The organism is Permianibacter aggregans, from assembly GCF_009756665.1.
Lineage (GTDB): Bacteria > Pseudomonadota > Gammaproteobacteria > Enterobacterales > Permianibacteraceae > Permianibacter > Permianibacter aggregans.
The window spans coordinates 1,102,029-1,118,382 of the sequence record NZ_CP037953.1 but is presented as its reverse complement, the minus strand read 5'-3'; the positions used below and the strand labels follow the sequence as shown (position 1 = coordinate 1,118,382).

At 54.4% G+C, this 16,354-nt stretch carries 19 protein-coding genes; 13 read left to right on the top strand and 6 right to left on the bottom strand.

All coding sequences use genetic code 11. The features are described 5' to 3' along the window. Window positions 1-158 precede the first annotated feature (158 nt). Window positions 159-638: a GFA family protein gene (locus E2H98_RS05150; RefSeq protein WP_456299536.1), complete on the bottom strand. Its 480-nt coding sequence runs from the start codon at window positions 636-638 to the stop codon at window positions 159-161. A gap of 197 nt (window positions 639-835) precedes the next feature. Between E2H98_RS05150 and rpe the strand changes: the two genes are divergently transcribed. Genes rpe through E2H98_RS05135 form a run of 3 tightly spaced genes read left to right on the top strand, consistent with a single transcriptional unit; the run spans window position 836 to window position 2,802 of the window. After that, entirely contained in the window at window positions 836-1,507 is a 672-nt protein-coding gene (gene rpe, locus E2H98_RS05145) for a ribulose-phosphate 3-epimerase (protein WP_133590950.1), read from the top strand. 9 nt (window positions 1,508-1,516) lie between these two features. Continuing rightward, on the top strand, window positions 1,517-2,203 hold the full coding sequence (locus E2H98_RS05140; RefSeq protein WP_232475484.1) for a phosphoglycolate phosphatase: 687 nt from the start codon (window positions 1,517-1,519) through the stop codon (window positions 2,201-2,203). Further along, the gene (locus E2H98_RS05135) at window positions 2,200-2,802 is read left to right on the top strand and encodes an anthranilate synthase component II (protein ID WP_133590954.1); all 603 of its coding nucleotides are present in this window, start codon (window positions 2,200-2,202) and stop codon (window positions 2,800-2,802) included. The genes E2H98_RS05140 and E2H98_RS05135 overlap by 4 nt, the downstream gene beginning before the upstream one ends. Here E2H98_RS05135 and E2H98_RS05130 read toward each other — a convergent pair. After that, the gene (locus tag E2H98_RS05130; RefSeq protein ID WP_133590956.1) at window positions 2,768-3,673 is read right to left on the bottom strand and encodes an AEC family transporter; all 906 of its coding nucleotides are present in this window, start codon (window positions 3,671-3,673) and stop codon (window positions 2,768-2,770) included. The two genes, E2H98_RS05135 and E2H98_RS05130, sit on opposite strands and share 35 nt — an antisense overlap. Window positions 3,674-3,685: 12 nt before the next feature. Continuing rightward, window positions 3,686-4,321: a cAMP-activated global transcriptional regulator CRP gene (gene crp, locus E2H98_RS05125; protein WP_133590958.1), complete on the bottom strand. Its 636-nt coding sequence runs from the start codon at window positions 4,319-4,321 to the stop codon at window positions 3,686-3,688. A gap of 262 nt (window positions 4,322-4,583) precedes the next feature. Between crp and E2H98_RS05120 the strand changes: the two genes are divergently transcribed. The 5 genes from E2H98_RS05120 to E2H98_RS05100 are packed head-to-tail and all read left to right on the top strand — an operon-like array spanning window position 4,584 to window position 8,053. Next, window positions 4,584-5,009, top strand: coding sequence for an OsmC family protein (locus E2H98_RS05120; protein WP_133590960.1), 426 nt, complete (start codon window positions 4,584-4,586; stop codon window positions 5,007-5,009). Next, the gene (locus tag E2H98_RS05115; protein ID WP_133590962.1) at window positions 5,010-6,002 is read left to right on the top strand and encodes an aminoglycoside phosphotransferase family protein; all 993 of its coding nucleotides are present in this window, start codon (window positions 5,010-5,012) and stop codon (window positions 6,000-6,002) included. Next, window positions 5,999-6,691 carry an N-acetylmuramate alpha-1-phosphate uridylyltransferase MurU gene (murU, locus tag E2H98_RS05110; RefSeq protein WP_133590964.1) on the top strand — a complete coding sequence of 231 codons (693 nt, stop codon included), beginning with the start codon at window positions 5,999-6,001 and terminating at the stop codon, window positions 6,689-6,691. The genes E2H98_RS05115 and murU overlap by 4 nt, the downstream gene beginning before the upstream one ends. Beyond that, window positions 6,688-7,509 carry a co-chaperone DjlA gene (djlA, locus tag E2H98_RS05105; RefSeq protein WP_198325240.1) on the top strand — a complete coding sequence of 274 codons (822 nt, stop codon included), beginning with the start codon at window positions 6,688-6,690 and terminating at the stop codon, window positions 7,507-7,509. The genes murU and djlA overlap by 4 nt, the downstream gene beginning before the upstream one ends. 31 nt (window positions 7,510-7,540) lie before the next feature. Continuing rightward, window positions 7,541-8,053 carry an acyloxyacyl hydrolase gene (locus E2H98_RS05100; RefSeq protein WP_157591255.1) on the top strand — a complete coding sequence of 171 codons (513 nt, stop codon included), beginning with the start codon at window positions 7,541-7,543 and terminating at the stop codon, window positions 8,051-8,053. Here the strand turns inward: E2H98_RS05100 and E2H98_RS05095 are convergent. Both E2H98_RS05095 and E2H98_RS05090 read right to left on the bottom strand, forming a co-directional pair. Then, a complete protein-coding gene (locus E2H98_RS05095; protein ID WP_133590968.1) occupies window positions 8,044-8,703 on the bottom strand; it encodes a hypothetical protein in 660 nt (219 codons plus the stop codon). The genes E2H98_RS05100 and E2H98_RS05095 overlap by 10 nt on opposite strands. Then, window positions 8,700-9,152, bottom strand: coding sequence for a YiiD C-terminal domain-containing protein (locus E2H98_RS05090; protein ID WP_157591254.1), 453 nt, complete (start codon window positions 9,150-9,152; stop codon window positions 8,700-8,702). The genes E2H98_RS05095 and E2H98_RS05090 overlap by 4 nt, the downstream gene beginning before the upstream one ends. Window positions 9,153-9,404: 252 nt before the next feature. Here E2H98_RS05090 and coxB point away from each other — a divergent pair, with 252 nt between their 5' ends. The 4 genes from coxB (at window position 9,405) to E2H98_RS05070 (ending at window position 13,869) form a co-directional block, all read left to right on the top strand. Beyond that, window positions 9,405-10,631, top strand: a complete 1,227-nt coding sequence (gene coxB, locus E2H98_RS05085) for a cytochrome c oxidase subunit II (RefSeq protein ID WP_133590972.1) — start codon at window positions 9,405-9,407, stop codon at window positions 10,629-10,631. Between the two features lie 12 nt (window positions 10,632-10,643). Continuing rightward, window positions 10,644-12,245 (top strand): cytochrome c oxidase subunit I, encoded by a 1,602-nt coding sequence (gene ctaD / locus E2H98_RS05080; RefSeq protein ID WP_133590974.1) that lies wholly within the window; start codon window positions 10,644-10,646, stop codon window positions 12,243-12,245. A 50-nt stretch (window positions 12,246-12,295) separates the two neighbouring features. Further along, window positions 12,296-12,856: a cytochrome c oxidase assembly protein gene (locus E2H98_RS05075; RefSeq protein WP_133590976.1), complete on the top strand. Its 561-nt coding sequence runs from the start codon at window positions 12,296-12,298 to the stop codon at window positions 12,854-12,856. 101 nt (window positions 12,857-12,957) lie between these two features. After that, complete coding sequence (locus E2H98_RS05070) at window positions 12,958-13,869, top strand: cytochrome c oxidase subunit 3 (RefSeq protein ID WP_133590978.1); 912 nt, start codon at window positions 12,958-12,960, stop codon at window positions 13,867-13,869. Between the two features lie 437 nt (window positions 13,870-14,306). Here the strand turns inward: E2H98_RS05070 and thrC are convergent, their stop codons facing one another. Further along, window positions 14,307-15,599, bottom strand: coding sequence for a threonine synthase (thrC, locus tag E2H98_RS05065; protein ID WP_133590980.1), 1,293 nt, complete (start codon window positions 15,597-15,599; stop codon window positions 14,307-14,309). A 151-nt stretch (window positions 15,600-15,750) separates the two neighbouring features. Between thrC and tnpA the strand changes: the two genes are divergently transcribed. Next, a complete protein-coding gene (tnpA, locus tag E2H98_RS05060) occupies window positions 15,751-16,182 on the top strand; it encodes an IS200/IS605 family transposase (protein ID WP_157591253.1) in 432 nt (143 codons plus the stop codon). The last annotated feature ends 172 nt before the right edge of the window (window positions 16,183-16,354 follow it).

Sequence of the window (16,354 nt, the reverse complement as noted above, 5' to 3'; positions counted from 1 at the left end):
ATCACGTTTTTGGGCGAACGGGTTGTCGAAATTACAGGGTGTTATCACAAAGCGCAAGGGGGGTTACGGTGTCTTTTTGTACAGCCTATACATGAGTACAGATAACCTCAGCTTTACCCACCTTTCGTTAACCCATAAATAGGTATTTGTACAACTTTTCACCCATCCTGTTGTGCTTGTGCCATCTGTTCTTCGCGCTTCAGCAATCTGTCGAGCTCACGGCTGAATTTGACCGTCGATAGCCAGCTTTCCTTGCGGATCTGCAACCGGCCGGCCAGATTCGGATAGGGGCCGTACTGGAATACATCGGTTTTGATATGGGTCGGCAGGTTGACGACGCCGGCATTGACCATCGCGTAAGTCTGGTTTTCTATTTCACTGAACACCGAGGTCAGCACGCCGCAGTGGCGGCACAACAGGTAACGAACGCCAAGCAGATCGTCATCATAGAAATGGGCCTGACTGGCAAGCTCGGCCTGCACCTGTAACTGACTGATCGGCAAACCCAGCCACATAGCTCCATGCATGCGGCAGAACTGACATCGGCAGACGCCGGCCGTGAAAGAATGGATAGTTTCCGGATACTGAATATCGAGACTGATATTCCCACAATGGCACTGGCCATGACTGCTTATCATTATTCTAAAAACCTCTACAACAACGCGGCTCAGCGCGCGACAAACCAAGGCGAAACTCGTCCATGAGCTCACTTACCGGTGGGAATACGACAAGTGCGAGCGGTACTTTGTCATCCTGACCGGCATTTGGCAAGTTGGTCCGCGCAGTCAGCAACGAGTACAATATCGGCTGCCTTTTTTGCCTGGATGATCGTTTGATGAAGCCATTTGTGATCGCGCCGTCGTTGTTGTCAGCGGATTTTGCCCGGCTTGGTGAAGATGCTACGGCGGTTCTGAACGCTGGTGCCGATTGGCTGCATTTCGATGTCATGGACAATCATTATGTGCCGAACTTGACCATCGGCCCGCTCGTTTGCGAAGCCTTGCGCCACTACGGCATCACAGCACCAATCGATGTTCACTTAATGGTGAAACCGGTCGACCGCATCATTCCGGATTTTGCCAAAGCTGGCGCCAGTCTGATTACTTTCCATCCAGAAGCCAGTGAACATGTCGATCGTTCACTCGCGCTGATCAAAGACAGTGGTTGTCAGGCTGGACTGGTATTCAACCCGGCAACGCCGCTGCATCATCTCGACTATGTTATGGACAAGCTCGACATGATTCTGTTGATGAGCGTCAACCCGGGTTTCGGTGGCCAGTCATTTATTCCGGCTACGCTGGACAAGATCCGTCAGGTGCGCGAACGGGTGGAAAAATCCGGGCGCGATATCCGCATCGAAGTCGATGGCGGCATCAAAGTCGACAATATTGCCGAGGTCGCCAAAGCGGGTGCCGACACGTTTGTTGCCGGTTCGGCAATCTTCGGGAAAAAAGATTATCGCGGCATCATTGACGAGATGCGCAAGCAATTGGCGACGGTGAAGTAATTGCCAAGCGTGCAAGCGCTGCTGTTTGACCTGGATGGCACGCTGGCGCACACGGCGCCGGATTTGGCAGACGGCATCAACGCGATGCTGGCCAGCTTTTCGAGAGCGCCGTTGTCGGAAGCATTGCTGGCGACCATGATCGGCAGCGGTTCAAAAATGCTGGTGCAACGCGCCTTGCAACACGCCGGTGATGAGTTGCCGGAACCGGCGCAGCTGGAGCGTGCCCATCATCGGTTTTTGCAACATTATCGCGCCGGCTTTTGTCGCCGCAGTCAGTGTTATCCGCACGTGCCGGAAACCTTGCAAGCATTGCGTGAACAGGGTTTGCCGCTCGCGGTTGTGACCAATAAGCCGGAACAGTTTGTTGCGCCGTTGCTGAAATATCTGAAGCTGGATGAGTACTTTTCCGTGCTGATTGGTGGTGATACCTTGGCGTGCAAAAAGCCCGACGCCTTGCCATTGCTGCATGCCTGCGAAGCAATGAACGTATCTCCCGAACAAAGTCTGATGGTCGGCGATTCAATCACCGACATTCTCGCGGCGCGCGCCGCCGGTATGCCGATCGCGGCGGTTACCTTTGGCTATAACCATGGTGAGCCGGTCAGTCTTCAGCATCCGGATTTCCTGATCGATCATTTCCCGGAAATTCTCGATATCCCATCGTTATCAAATCGCTTCAGCAGGCGAGCAAAATGATCCTGCTGATCGACAACTACGATTCCTTCACCTGGAATCTGGCCCAGTATTTCGGTGAGCTTGGCGCCGACGTTCTGGTTCGGCGCAACGATGCCATTACCGTCAAAGAAATCGAGGCACTGCAACCAAGTCATCTGGTCATTTCGCCAGGCCCTTGCACGCCAAACGAAGCCGGTGTGTCGCTTGCTGCCATCGAGTATTTTCTCGAACGCTTGCCGATGCTTGGCGTATGTCTCGGGCATCAAGCCATCGCTCAGGTGTTGGGCGGCAAAGTCGTGCGCGCAAATCAAGTCATGCACGGTAAAACTTCGGCGATCCATCATCGGCAACAAGGAATATTTCGCGATTTGCCAAATCCTTTTGCTGCCACTCGTTATCATTCCTTGATTGTTGACTCCGCCAGTTTGCCTGCCTCACTGGACGTGACGGCCTGGACAGAACGTGCCGCAGGCGAACGGGAATACATCATGGGTTTTCGCCATCGCGAATTACCTGTTGAAGGTGTGCAGTTCCATCCGGAAGCGATCCTGACTGAGCATGGTCATCAGTTACTGAGTAATTTTGTTAACCAAGAATCAGCGACCACACGTACAGCGTAACTAGACATAGCGGAATACCAAAGCCCACCATCGCGGCACTCAAGCGCGGCGCCAGTCCGGCATTTACCGCTAACGCGCTGGCCGTGATCATCGATGACATACCGGCTTCGAAAACGGTGACATTCAGCACCTGACCACTTACGCCAAAACTTTTCAGAATCAGCATCGCCGCCAGCGGCATCAATAACAATTTTATCGATAGCCCGATGGCCAGCGGCACACGCCAATCGGTATGCAATTCCAAGCGCCATTGCAAACCGACGGCAACCAGAATGACCGGCACCAGCGTTGCGCCAATGCGAGCGAACACGGTATCGATAACGTCCGGTACGGAAATAAAGCGCAAAGGTATCGACAATAACAGCGCCAGAAACGGCGTGAAATGCAAGATGCGCGACAGCATCGCTTTCGCATCGGGTTTTTCGCCCTGGCCGTAAGTGCCGAGTATCCAGAGACCATAGGTGGACAACGCAATAAAGCTGCCGAACTGATCATAAATAATCGCGATAGGTAGCGCGTCTTTGCCCCAGTAGGCTTCAACCAGTGGAAAGCCGAGAAACGAGGTGTTGCCGAGTGGTACCAGCAGCAGCAGCGCACCGGTTACCGGCCGCGACCAGCCGGCACGTTTGGAAAGCCAGGCGATCAAACTGGCGGAGCCGAGCAGTAGTAGCCAAGGGGTTAGCGTCGGCCAGAGCAGTTCGGCGCCGAGCTGTAATTTCGGGAGTTGGTGCAGGATAACTGCTGGCAGGGCAACGTGAATGACGTAAGCGTTCAGCGCTTGCGAGACGTTGGCATCGACCCGGCCGGAGACACGTAACAAAACGCCTGCGGCTAGGCAGCAGGCGATTAATACCAGACTGGAAATCAGCACCGCGGCGCCGCCTTAGCGGGCGCCGCGAATGACCATGGTTTTGCCGCGGGCGGTGATCAGGCCCTGTTCTTCCAGCGCTTTCAACACCCGGCCGACCATTTCCCGCGAGCAACCGACCAGGCGGCCAAGTTCCTGACGGGTGATTTTGATTTGCATGCCTTCCGGGTGGGTCATTGCGTCCGGCTGTTTGCACAGATCAAGCAAGGTGCGGGCAACCCGGCCGGTGACGTCGAGGAAGGCCAGATCGGAAACCTTGCGGCTGGTGGCGCGCAGGCGCAGCGCCATCTGGCCAGCCAGCTTGACCAGGATTTCCGAGTTTTCTTTGGCCAGTTGCAGGTACTTGCTGTAACCGATTTCGGCCACTTCGCACTCGGTCTTGGCCCGGACCCAGGCACTGCGGATGTCCTGGCCATCGAACAGGCCCATTTCACCGAAGAAATCACCGGGGTTCAGGTAGGCCAGCACCAGTTCGCGGCCATCGTTATCTTCGATCAGCACTGAAACCGAGCCGTCGAGGATCAGATATAAGGTATCGGGTTTGTCGCCGGCGTAGATGATGGTGCTTTTAGCCGGATACTTGCGGCGATGGCAATGCGAAATGAACCACTCCATCGTCGGATCAGATAGTAGCCTTCTCGTCAGGGCCATTGATGTACTCCTTGCCAATCCTTAAAGGTGCCCCTTTCGGTCAGCTTGCCTGTTGATTATTTGAACAGACCGAAGACTGCGGTGTGCACAGTAGAGCATGTTATTTGCGTTGAGTATACCCTGACCGGGCGTGCAAGAACGCGGCCTTGATCACGTATGCATTAGGTATGAGTCGTCCAGTTTGGCAAAATCAGCGCGACGCGCAAGCCGGCTGGGGGCCATGATAAGCTTTGGCACTTTAGCTTTAGTTGAGCGTGAAGTAATGAAAGCCAAGGTGTCCTGGTTCAAGGATTTAAGCTTTGTCGGCGAGTCGGCCAGCGGCCATGCCGTGACCATGTCGGCCGGCAGCAACAGCGGCGGGCGCGACAGCATGCCGACGCCAATGGAAATGGTATTGATGGCTGTCGGCGGTTGTTCGTCGATCGATGTCGTGATGATTCTGAAAAAAGGCCGCCAGCACGTGCTCGATTGCGTCTGCGAACTGGACAGTGAACGGGCGGAAACCAGTCCGAAAGTATTCAGGAAAATCCACGCCAAATACATCGTCACCGGCAAGCAATTGAAGCCGGATCAGGTCGAGCGCGCGGTTAGCCTGTCGCTGGAAAAATATTGTTCGGTGGCATTGATGCTGAAAGACAATGTCGAGATCACCAGCAGTTTCGAGATTATCGAGGCCAGCGACGACTGAATGGATACCCGGCAGGCGGCGCTGCAAAGTTGGGTGCAGCAACAAACGAGTATCGAAGGCGAATGGCAACTGGTTTCTGGTGACGCCAGTTTTCGCCGCTATTTTCGTTGGCAGACGAGCAAGCAGTCGTATATCGCCGTTGATGCGCCGCCGGAGCGGGAAAATACCGCGCGCTTCGTTGAGCTCGCGTCAGCGCTGAATCATCGCGGTGTGCCGGTCACGAAGGTATTGGCTCACGACCTCAAGCAAGGCTTCATGCTGCAGGAAGATCTCGGTGAGCAACTACTGTTGCCGTTGCTGACACCGGAAAACGAAACCGCGTTTTACGGCCACGCCATGCGCAGTCTGTTGCAGTGGCAGTCGGTACGCGAATTGCCGCTGGAGCTTGAGCATTATCGCGACGGCCGCCTGCAAACCGAGCTAACGATTTTGCCGGAATGGTTTTTGGTCCGGCATTTGAATCTGCCATTTTCTGATGATGTGCAAGCGATGTACCGGCAACAGGGAGAACTGTTGTTGCAAAGTGCCGCTGAACAACCGGAACTGTTGACCCATCGTGATTTTCATTCACGCAATCTGATGTTGCAGTGCAATCGTAATCGCATCATTGATTTTCAGGATGCGGTTTGGGGCCCGGCCACTTATGACCTGGTCAGTCTGTTGAAAGATTGTTATTACCGGTTGCCGCCCGAGCGGGTGCGGCAGTTCGCGCTGGATTATCACTCGCTGCTACTCAGCAAAAACCTGTTGCCGCCAGTCAGCGAAAATACCTGGCTTCGTTGGTTTGACTGGATGGGTTTGCAACGGCATCTGAAAGTGCTGGGTATTTTCGCTCGGCTTGCGCATCGCGACGGCAAAACCCTTTACCTTCGCGATTTGCCTTTGACCTTGCGCTATTGTCTGGAAACCACGGCGGCTTACGATGAGTTGAAACCATTGTCGCAATGGCTGCATGAGGAGATAGCGCCACGTATTCCGGAGGCGCTGGCATGAAAGCGATGATCCTGGCTGCCGGTCGCGGCGAAAGAATGCGACCATTGACCGATGTGACGCCGAAACCGTTGTTGAAAATTGCTGGCACGGCGTTGATTGAGTTTCATCTGCACAAATTGGCCAAGGCCGGATTTTCGGAAGTGATCATCAATCACGCTTGGCTCGGTCAACAGCTCGAAGATTTTCTCGGTGACGGTTCACGTTACGGCATCAAAATTCGCTATTCGCCGGAAGGCGAAGCGCTGGAAACGCTGGGAGGTATCGTCAAGGCTTTGCCTCTGCTCGGCACCGAACCATTCCTATTGGTCAACGGCGATATCTGGACCGATTATCGTTTTGTTACACAAACCTTATCGGCATCGAAGCTCGCGCACTTGGTTCTGGTGGATAATCCCCCGCATCGACCACAAGGTGATTTTGGTTTTCGGGCGCCGGAGGTGTTTGCCACGCCGGATGATACGCGTGCCGAGCTCGCGTTGACGTATTCCGGTATCGGTGTGTTTTCACCCAAATTATTTAGCGACTGCAAACCGGGCAAAGCACCGCTGGCGCCACTGCTGCGCGAAGCGATGCAAAGCGAAAGGATTAGTGGCGAGCATTTTCGCGGTCACTGGTTTGATATCGGCACACCGGAGCGATTGCGACAGGTGGAGCAACAGTTTTTTTCCAACAATGAGGCCGGACAATGAAGTGGCCGAATGGCATGTCGTCGTGGTGGGGCAAAGCGATTGGTGGCGGCGTTGGCTACCTGATGGGTGGTTATCTCGGCGCGCTGATTGGCGCAGTCATTGGCCATCAGGTCGACAAGGGCGCCACTGATTACGAAATCGATGAAGATTTTTCACCCGGCGCGCAAACACGCGTGCAAACTGCTTTTTTTACTGCGACCTTTTCGGTACTGGGCCATTTGGCCAAGGCTGATGGTCGGGTCAGCGAACAGGAAATTGCTTTTGCGCAAGAAGTCATGCGCCAGTTCTCGTTGAACGAGGGTCAGAAAAAAGTCGCCATTGATTTGTTCAATAAAGGCAAAGAAACCGGTTTCGATTTATATGAGGCCTTGCGCGATTTGAAGCGCGAATGCCTGCGTCGGCAAAATCTGTTGCAAACCTTTCTGGAAATCCAGATTCAGGCCGTGCTTGCCGATGGCGAGATCCATGATCGCGAACGGCTGCTGCTGCTCAATATTGGCAGTGCGCTTGGTTTCAATCGCGATCAACTCGATGCCGTGATCGGCCAAATCGTCGGTGCCCAGCGTTTTCATTCCAGTCGCACTGGTCAATCGAGTAAGACGCAGCTGCAGGCGGCTTACGAAACCTTGGGTGTCAAAGCCAGCGATGATGACGAAACGATTAAGAAAGCCTATCGGCGCTTGATGGCCCAGCATCATCCAGACAAACTGGTCGCGCAGGGCTTGCCGGAAGAAATGATGAAAGAAGTCACCGCCCGTGCCCAGTCGATTCAGGACGCCTACCAGTTAATCAAGAAACATCGAGGAAATGATGTCTGAGATTTGTTCGCGTACAGCGCTAGCTTTGCTGTTGACCCTCATCGCAAATTCGGCCAAGGCATTCGATTCGCTGGCGTTGACGGTAGGCAATGGCATGAACGATACGCTGATTCAAAGCGGCGATATCAGCACCGCGCATATCATCGGCGTCGATGGTTTTATCGAATCCGAATTTCCGAAAGCGATTCGCTTTTTGAAGGTCGATCAAACCTTCATCAACATCCATGCGGCAAGCGCGCAATCACGCAAAGATACCGAGGCTTACGATCAACTGGAACTGGCGGCGATATCGGCGCTCTGGCGTTGGCGTGGCGAAACGGCGTTTGCCGATGCCGGCATTGGTCTCGCGTATTTGAGCGAGCAGCGTTTTGAAGAAGTGAAAATGGGCAGCAAGGCCAATTTCGTGCTCGATTTTGCCCTCGGTGTGCAATGGTCAGCGAATCTGGATATTAGCCTTCGCTATCGCCATTACTCGAACGGTTACACCGAGTCACCGAATCCTGGCCTCGACTTTCTGGTGCTGCAAACGGCGTTTCATTTTTGAGCCGCTTGTCGCTGCATCCGGCTCAGAAAGCCGTGCACGACATTGCGCACCCAGGCTTCGCGGTGACTGAACGCCGCATTCGCCGCCGGCACCAGATGCACATTCAGTTGCGGCAGATTGGCCTCGCGTCGTTGCTGGCAGGCGTCGGCATTGCGCGCTTTGGGTGCGCAGATTTCAATGATACGACCATTCAGCGCTTCCGGTAACGCCACCAAATCGACATTCAATTCGGCGCCGGCATTGAGCAGCACGACTGCCGCGACTTCACCACCAATCAATTGTTGGATCGTGAACCGGGCGGCATCGTCCTCAGCGATGATGGCTTTCATCGGCGGTTGCGAGGTGGCGCCCGTCGTCAGCTGTTGCAGCGCGGCCCGAAAACGATCCTCGGGCAGGGCATCACCGGCTTCACGCGGCGGCAACCAACTGGTCCATTCCAGTTTGCTCAAGCTGTCGGCCAGTTGCGGCAACACGCTCTGTTGGCGGTAGCTGCCATCACGACCGCTAAGCAGCAGCAGATCGCCTTTGCTGGTCGAGGTCGTCGGCAAATGTCGGGTCATCATGCTGCCATCGGGCAGAGCCAGTTGCTCGGCAGCGAGCGCCAGGTGGGCGCAAAGCACCACCGCCAATCCGAACAGCGTTTTATTCATGACTCATGTTCCCTTACCGCGACAAACTGGCCGATAAAAACCGCCGCTGGCTCGCCGTTCTGGGTCAACGTTGCTTCAACGCTGAGCCGGCCCTTGCCGCGTTCGCGCAGCATCTGCAGAAAGCGGGCTTTCGCTGCGGGTTCCGGCATGTTGGCCAGCGCCTGCGGCTGATCGGTGATGGGTTTCAGGTAACGGATGTTGCCTTCCTGTAGCACGACGGCCGCCGCCAGGCCGGCTTCCTGGCACAGTGCATGTACCAACGTCCAGCTAGCGAGCGTGGCAAAACAATAAATGCTGCCGGCGAACAGCGTGCCGTGCAGGTTTTGATTGGCAGCAAACGGGCCGCTAACCTGCAGCCCATGTTCGCTCAAATTTTCGACACGAAGGCCTATGGCGGCAGCCAAAGGGATTTCGCGATGCAGCAAGGCGGTGAGTTCAGTAGGGGACACAGCAGCGATTTCCGGTTCGTCAAGACCCGAAAGTATATTAAAAGTCTTCTATCTAACGGAAAAGTTGGGGTTTTTTGCTAGCGGCAAAACGCCGCAGCCCTTAAAATCCGCTACCTTAAATTTGCCTGGGCCGACTTGGGGCGGCTCGGGTTTGGCCTTTATCTACTGAAATTCCCGTAAAAACCCAGTAATTAAAGGTCCTTCACCGGACTGCAGCGTTCCCGCAGTCTGTCATTTTGATGGAGATGAGGCATGTCTTTTTTGAGCAAGCTCAAAGCCGGGCTCGGTAGCGCGGCATTGTTGTCGATGACAGCAGTGCAAGCGGCTGATTCCTCGCTGAACATGCGCGAAGGTGTCACCGTCATCAGCCGCGATGCATACAGCCACCACAACATGACCATGTTAGTGATGCTGATCATCGCGATTCTGGTGTTTGGTGCCATGGCCTACGCGATGGTCAAGTTCCGCCGTTCCGCGCATCCAAAGCCGGCGACCTGGTCGCACAGCACCCTGTTGGAAGTGATCTGGACGGCCATTCCGTTCATCATCCTGATTGCGCTGGCGGTGCCGGCCACTCGGATGCTGATTGAGCACGAAGACACCTCCGAAGCGGACATGAGCGTTGTGGTCCGTGGCTATCAGTGGAAATGGCGTTATACCTATCAAGATACCGGCTTGGAGTATTTCTCCAATTTGTCGACGCCACGCGATAAGTTCATCAACTCTGACAGCTTGAGCGAAAACCCGTTTAAAGCCGTTGGCAACGTCATCAAAGGCGGTGTCATTACTGCCGGTAACAAGCCAACGGAAAAAGACGAAAACTACCTGCTGGAAGTCGATAACGAGTTAGTGCTGCCAATCGGCAAGAAAATTCGTTTCCTGATTACCGCCGAAGACGTGATTCACTCCTGGTGGGTTCCGGATTTCGGTATCAAGAAAGATGCGATTCCCGGCTTCGTCAACGAATCCTGGGCGCGTATTGAGGAGCCGGGCATCTATCGTGGCGTCTGCGCCGAACTGTGCGGTAAAGACCACGGCTTCATGCCTATCGTTGTTCGTGCCGTTAGTGCCGAAGAATACGATTCCTGGATGGCGAAAAAGCTGGAAGAAAAACGCGCTGCTGAAGAAGCCGCCGCTGCTGCCGCAGCCGCCAACTGGTCGCTGGAAGATCTGATGGCCGAAGGCGAAAAAGTCTACAACCGCGTTTGCGCTGCCTGTCACAAGCCGGACGGTACCGGTCTGCCACCGACCTTCCCGGCGCTGAAAGGCTCCGCTATGGCGGTCAACCCGGATCAGGTCAATGACCACATCAATATCGTCGTTTACGGCAAAGCCGGTTCGATGATGCAGGCTTTCGGTGCTCAGCTGTCCGATTTGGAGCTGGCTGCCGTGATCACTTATGAGCGTAATGCCTGGGGCAACAACACCGGTCAGGTGGTGCAGCCAGCAGATATCGCCGCCGTTAAACAAGGTAAATAAGGGGAGATGACCATGGGCGCACACGCACAGGCTCACGATCATCACGATCATGACCACAAGCCAACCGGTATCAAGCGTTGGCTGTTCACGACCAACCACAAGGACATCGGTTCGATGTACCTGTGGTTCGCGTTTGCCATGTTCCTGCTCGGCGGGTTCATGGCGCTGATGATCCGCGCGGAATTGTTCCAGCCGGGTCTGCAATTCTTTGAGCCGAACTTCTTCAACCAGATGACGACCGTACACGGCCTGATCATGGTGTTCGGTGCCGTTATGCCGGCCTTCACCGGTTTGGCTAACTGGATGATCCCGTTGATGATTGGTGCGCCTGACATGGCGCTGCCACGCATGAACAACTGGTCGTTCTGGATTCTGCCTTTCGCTTTTGCGCTGCTGGTGCTGAGCTTGTTCATGGAAGGCGGTGGTCCGAACTTCGGCTGGACGTTCTACGCGCCGCTGTCAACCACTTATGGTCCGCCCAGCACTGACTTCTTCATTTTCTCGGTGCATATCATGGGTCTGTCCTCAATCATGGGCGCGATCAACGTTATCGTTACCGTGATGAACATGCGTGCCCCTGGCATGACGCTGATGAAAATGCCGTTATTCGTTTGGACATGGCTGATCACCGCGTTCCTGCTGATCATGGTTATGCCGGTTCTGGCCGGTGCGGTCACGATGATGCTGACCGATCGCCATTTCGGCACCGACTTCTTCAATGCCGCCGGCGGTGGTGACCCGGTTCTGTTCCAGCACGTGTTCTGGTTCTTCGGTCACCCTGAGGTGTACATCATGATTCTGCCGAGCTTTGGTATTGCCTCGGCGATCATTCCAGCGTTTGCCCGCAAGCCGCTGTTCGGTTACAGCTCGATGGTCTACGCGACTGCATCGATCGCGTTTCTGTCGTTCGTCGTCTGGGCCCACCACATGTTCACGACCGGCATGCCGCTGGCCGGTGAGCTGTTCTTCATGTACGCGACCATGCTGATTGCGGTGCCAACCGGCGTCAAAATCTTCAACTGGGTAGCGACGATGTGGGAAGGCTCAATGACCTTCGAAGCGCCGATGCTGTTTGCCATCGCGTTCGTCGTGCTGTTCACCATTGGTGGTTTCTCCGGCGTTATGCTGGCGATGGCACCGGTTGACTTCCAGTATCACGACACCTACTTCGTGGTTGCCCACTTCCACTACGTGCTGTTCCCGGGCGCCATCTTTGGTACCATCGCGGCTGCCTACTACTGGCTGCCGAAATGGACTGGCCACATGTATCACGAAGGCCTGGCCAAGTGGCATTTCTGGCTCAGCATCATTTTCGTCAACCTGACCTTCTTCCCGATGCACTTCTCGGGTCTGGCTGGCATGCAACGCCGAGTACCTGACTACAACATCATGTTCGCCGACTTCAACATGCTGAGCACCATTGGTGCCTTCGGCCTCGGTATTGTGCAGTTGTTGTTCCTGTACATCGTCGTCAAGTGCATCAAAGGCGGCGAAAAAGCGCCGGCCAAACCGTGGGAAGGTGCCCATGGTCTGGAGTGGACGGTGCCGAGCCCGGCGCCTTACCACACCTTCAGCACGCCACCGAAAGTGACTGACGAAAACGCTCACAGTTAATGGCTTCCCCGCGCTTAATCGCGCGGGCTTTAACGAAAGAGAGACGCACCATGAAAGACACGAACGAGTTGAAACAACGCAATAAATCGCTGGCCTTGAAAGTGGCCGGTATCGCGTTGGGCATGACGGCGTTTGGTTTTGCCATGGTGCCGTTGTACGACGTGTTCTGCGAAATCACCGGCCTGAACGGCAAGACCATTACGGTTGCCGAACAAGGTGCGCGTGACGTCAAAGAGCGGGAAGTGACCATCGAGTTTGTCGCTCATGTTGATCGCGGTATGCCGTGGAAATTCCAACCACCGGTCGCGAAAATGAAAGTCAAACTCGGTGAAATGCACCAGGTGAATTTCCTGGCGGAAAACCTGAGTGGTAAGCATCTGATTGGTCAAGCCGTGCCGAGCGTCAGCCCGGGACAGGCGGCCTTGTATTTCAACAAGACCGAATGCTTCTGCTTCAACAACCAACCGCTGGACGGTCGGGCCAAAGCCGATTTGGGTTTGGCGTTTTTCGTCGATGAACAACTGCCGGCAAACGTGCACACGATCACGCTGGCCTACACGATGTACAACATTACCGACGCCGCCACCGACAACAACGTGGCAGCACAATAATTTTGTAGGAGCGGGTGTGTAACGCATCCGCGCTTGAGTAACAGCGGTGCCACACCGCTCCGCAAATTGAGTGTCGCGTTTAAACGCGAGGGAGAGAAAACATGGCGAACACGCCCTCCAATAACGGCGAGTACGAACACTACTACGTGCCGGAACAGAGCAAGCTGCCGTTTATCGGTTCCATTGCTTTGGGTCTGATTGTGTTCGGTGCTGCCAGCACCGTGCATCAAAACTCTGGTCTGTATGCTGACAAAGCCGGTGACAGCTATGGTCTGTGGGTATTGCTGGCCGGTATCGCGCTGATTATCGGCATGCTGTGGACTTGGTGGTCCAACGTTATCGATGAAAGCCTCGGTGGCTTATACAGCAAGCAAATGGACCGCTCTTTCCGTCAGGGCATGATGTGGTTCATCACCTCGGAAGTAATGTTCTTCGCGGCCTTCTTCGGCGCGCTGTTCTACATCCGCTTGTTTGTCGTGCCATGGCTCGGCGGTGAAGGCGCGAAAGTCTCTACCCACGAACTGCTGTGGCCGGATTTCGTCAACGTATGGCCGCTGACCCTGACACCAGGCGGCGACACCACCACCGCGATGCCGCCTTGGGGCTTGCCGCTGATCAATACCATCATCCTGGTGACTTCATCGGTAACGCTGACCATTTCCCACCACGCGCTGATCGCCGGCAACAACTTCAAGGCCTGGACCTGGTTGTTCTGGACCGTCGCTCTGGGCGCCGTGTTCCTGTACTTGCAAGGTGTTGAATACCATCACGCTTACACCGAAATGGGGCTGACTCTCGACGCGGGTGTTTACGGCAGCACTTTCTTTATGCTGACCGGTTTCCACGGCATGCACGTAACGCTCGGCACGCTGATGCTGCTCGTTATGTTGTTCCGTATGGCCAAAGGTCACTTCACTCCGGAAAAGCATTTTGCATTCGAAGCCGCCGCCTGGTACTGGCACTTCGTTGACGTGGTCTGGATCGGGTTGTTTATTTTTGTTTACTGCTTGTAAGCAAAACAAAAAATGGGTCGCGAAAGCGGCCCTTTTTGTTTGTTCAGGTTTTGCTGTCCAACTCGTGAAAGAGGCGTTCCGGTAGCTTGGCGCTGAGCAAAGCGAAGCTCAACGGATGTTACGCTTCAGAGGATAATTGTTGGACATTTCTGCCAAACCTACGTGTTGAGTTCATAATTACATCCCATTGAGGATAGGATGAAACCAGATACACAAAAATCAAAACGGTCTCTTATGGTGCTAGTTTTACTTGTGTGCTGACACATTTTTCGAGTTTGCTTTTTTGAAAAGGTCATTAAATTCAAGCGATTACGTCTTGGACTGCTTTTCTTTCATTTCCCGCACTAATAGATGTCTTTTGCAGTTTTTCTACGTTTTACGGCACGTCTGAGTGCCGTGTTGATGCCAAGTGAAATTGATTCTTATTTCATGGATTTTTAGTCAGCGACATAGATAGCCAACTGATTTTCTAGCTCTCTTTTATTTGCTGATATGGTGCTCGAAAGCACTTTTCTGTTTGCTACGGCTTCCAGTTCTGCCGGTAGTCTAATGCTTTGTTGCAATGTCGCTTCCACTGAGTCTTTGAATTTTGCCGGGTGGGCGGTTCCAAGAAATACGCCGTGCTCACCCTGTAGCAATAGCTTTTTCAAACTGGCATAAGCAACTGCACCATGCGGTTCGGAGATATAGCCAGCGTTTTTCAATTGCAGCATGGCTTCGGTCGTTTCTGCTTCGGTGACGGCGTTGTAGCGCAGTTCGACGTTTGGCGCTTTTTGATGGCGGGCGAACAGGGCTTCGATGCGTGGCCAGTTGTTTGGTGCGCTGACGTCCATCGCGTTTGACATCGTGGCCTGGGTCAGGTTGACGCGCCAGTCGCCGGTGGCGAGGTAGCGCGGTACGGTGTCGTTGATGTTGGTGCTGGCGATAAAGGCTTTGATGGGGGCTCCGAGCGATTGTGCGATTAATCCGGCAGTCAAGTTGCCGAAGTTGCCAGAGGGAACGCTGATGACAACTTCTTTTCCGCGTAATTGCGCAGTGGCTTCAAAATAGTAAGTGGTTTGGGCGATTAGGCGTGAGATGTTGATGGAGTTGGCGCTGTTCAGGCCGTAGCGGCGCACGAGTTCGGCATCCGCAAAGCATTGTTTAACTAAGTCCTGGCAGGTGTCGAAATCGGATTCGACGGCAATGGTGTGAATGTTGCCGCCGAGTGTGCAGAACAGTTTTTCCTGCAGGCTGGAGATTTTGCCTTTTGGATAGAGCACGACGACCTGAATATTGGGCACGTTGTGGAAGGCATGAGCAACAGCGGCGCCGGTATCGCCGGAAGTGGCGCTCAAAATGGTTAACGGGCCGTTGTGATCGCCACGCTCGATTAAATGGCTCATGACTTGCGCCATGAAGCGGGCGCCGAAGTCTTTGAACGCCAGTGTCGGGCCGTGGAAGAGTTCGAGTGTACAGATGTTGTCTTCGACCGGGACGACCGGCACCGGAAAGGTGAAGGCATTGCGCACCATGTCGTCGATGGTGTCGTGGCCAAATTCGTCACCGAGCAGATGTTGCAGAATGGCGCTGGAGCGATCGACGAAGCTCATCGACAGCAGCGAGTCGATGTCGTCGAAGCGGGGGAGTATGGACGGGAAGAATAGTCCGCTATCGCGGCCGATGCTTTGCAGTGTGGCTTGCCGGAAGCTGACTTGTTGATTGGGGTGTTTTAGGTTGTAGAGTTGCATGTATGGGTTCTCGAATGGGTTGGTTTGCTAAGCCGTAACGGGAGTTCCCCCGGCTCTGCCGGGGTGGCAGCAGCAGTTTGACAATTACTGGAGTCCATAACGGAAACTCCGAAACGTGAGCCGCCAAGCAACACGAATCGGAGAAACCGAAATGGACGAGTTTGAAAGCCTAAGCCACTCAAAGTGGGAGTGCAAATACCATGTAGTATTTATTCCGAAGTGCCGTCGAAGGACGCTGTATAAGCAACTGCGACCGCATCTCGGAGAGATATTCCATAAACTGGCCGCGCGGAAGGAATGCCGGATCGAAGAGGGGCATGTGATGCCAGATCATGTGCATATGCTGATTTCGATACCACCGAAACATGCGGTGTCGCAGGTAGTGGGTTTTATCAAGGGAAAGAGCGCCATACATCTAGCGCGAGTATATGGAGAACGAAAGCAAAATTTTATCGGTCAACACTTTTGGGCGAGGGGGTACTTCGTTTCGACAGTGGGGCGAGACGAAGAGACAATTCGAGAGTACATCCGGAACCAGGAAAAAGAGGATGAGCGCCTCGAACAAATGAAGCTGTGGAGTTGAGAGGCCACCGTCAAGGTGGCAGAAAATACGCGGGGCCGCGTTAGCGACCCCGAACAAGCCGCTTCGAGCGGCTCACAAATTTAAAGCCCCCGGCTTTGCGGGGGGATATTTACTTCAGGACAGTGCGTTTTCGGCGGCCCCCTCTCCCTAACTCTCCCCCACAAGGGGAGAG

Bases quoted from the DNA above. Each gene is read 5' to 3' on its own strand.
- thrC (WP_133590980.1), bottom strand. From the start codon at position 15,599: ATGCAACTCTACAACCTAAAACACCCCAATCAACAAGTCAGCTTCCGG.
- E2H98_RS05150 (WP_456299536.1), bottom strand. From the start codon at position 638: ATGATAAGCAGTCATGGCCAGTGCCATTGTGGGAATATCAGTCTCGAT.
- djlA (WP_198325240.1), top strand. From the start codon at position 6,688: ATGAAGTGGCCGAATGGCATGTCGTCGTGGTGGGGCAAAGCGATTGGT.
- murU (WP_133590964.1), top strand. From the start codon at position 5,999: ATGAAAGCGATGATCCTGGCTGCCGGTCGCGGCGAAAGAATGCGACCA.
- E2H98_RS05075 (WP_133590976.1), top strand. From the start codon at position 12,296: ATGAAAGACACGAACGAGTTGAAACAACGCAATAAATCGCTGGCCTTG.
- E2H98_RS05135 (WP_133590954.1), top strand. From the start codon at position 2,200: ATGATCCTGCTGATCGACAACTACGATTCCTTCACCTGGAATCTGGCC.
- coxB (WP_133590972.1), top strand. From the start codon at position 9,405: ATGTCTTTTTTGAGCAAGCTCAAAGCCGGGCTCGGTAGCGCGGCATTG.
- tnpA (WP_157591253.1), top strand. From the start codon at position 15,751: ATGGACGAGTTTGAAAGCCTAAGCCACTCAAAGTGGGAGTGCAAATAC.
- E2H98_RS05095 (WP_133590968.1), bottom strand. From the start codon at position 8,703: ATGAATAAAACGCTGTTCGGATTGGCGGTGGTGCTTTGCGCCCACCTG.
- E2H98_RS05070 (WP_133590978.1), top strand. From the start codon at position 12,958: ATGGCGAACACGCCCTCCAATAACGGCGAGTACGAACACTACTACGTG.
- crp (WP_133590958.1), bottom strand. From the start codon at position 4,321: ATGGCCCTGACGAGAAGGCTACTATCTGATCCGACGATGGAGTGGTTC.
- E2H98_RS05115 (WP_133590962.1), top strand. From the start codon at position 5,010: ATGGATACCCGGCAGGCGGCGCTGCAAAGTTGGGTGCAGCAACAAACG.
- rpe (WP_133590950.1), top strand. From the start codon at position 836: ATGAAGCCATTTGTGATCGCGCCGTCGTTGTTGTCAGCGGATTTTGCC.
- E2H98_RS05120 (WP_133590960.1), top strand. From the start codon at position 4,584: ATGAAAGCCAAGGTGTCCTGGTTCAAGGATTTAAGCTTTGTCGGCGAG.
- ctaD (WP_133590974.1), top strand. From the start codon at position 10,644: ATGGGCGCACACGCACAGGCTCACGATCATCACGATCATGACCACAAG.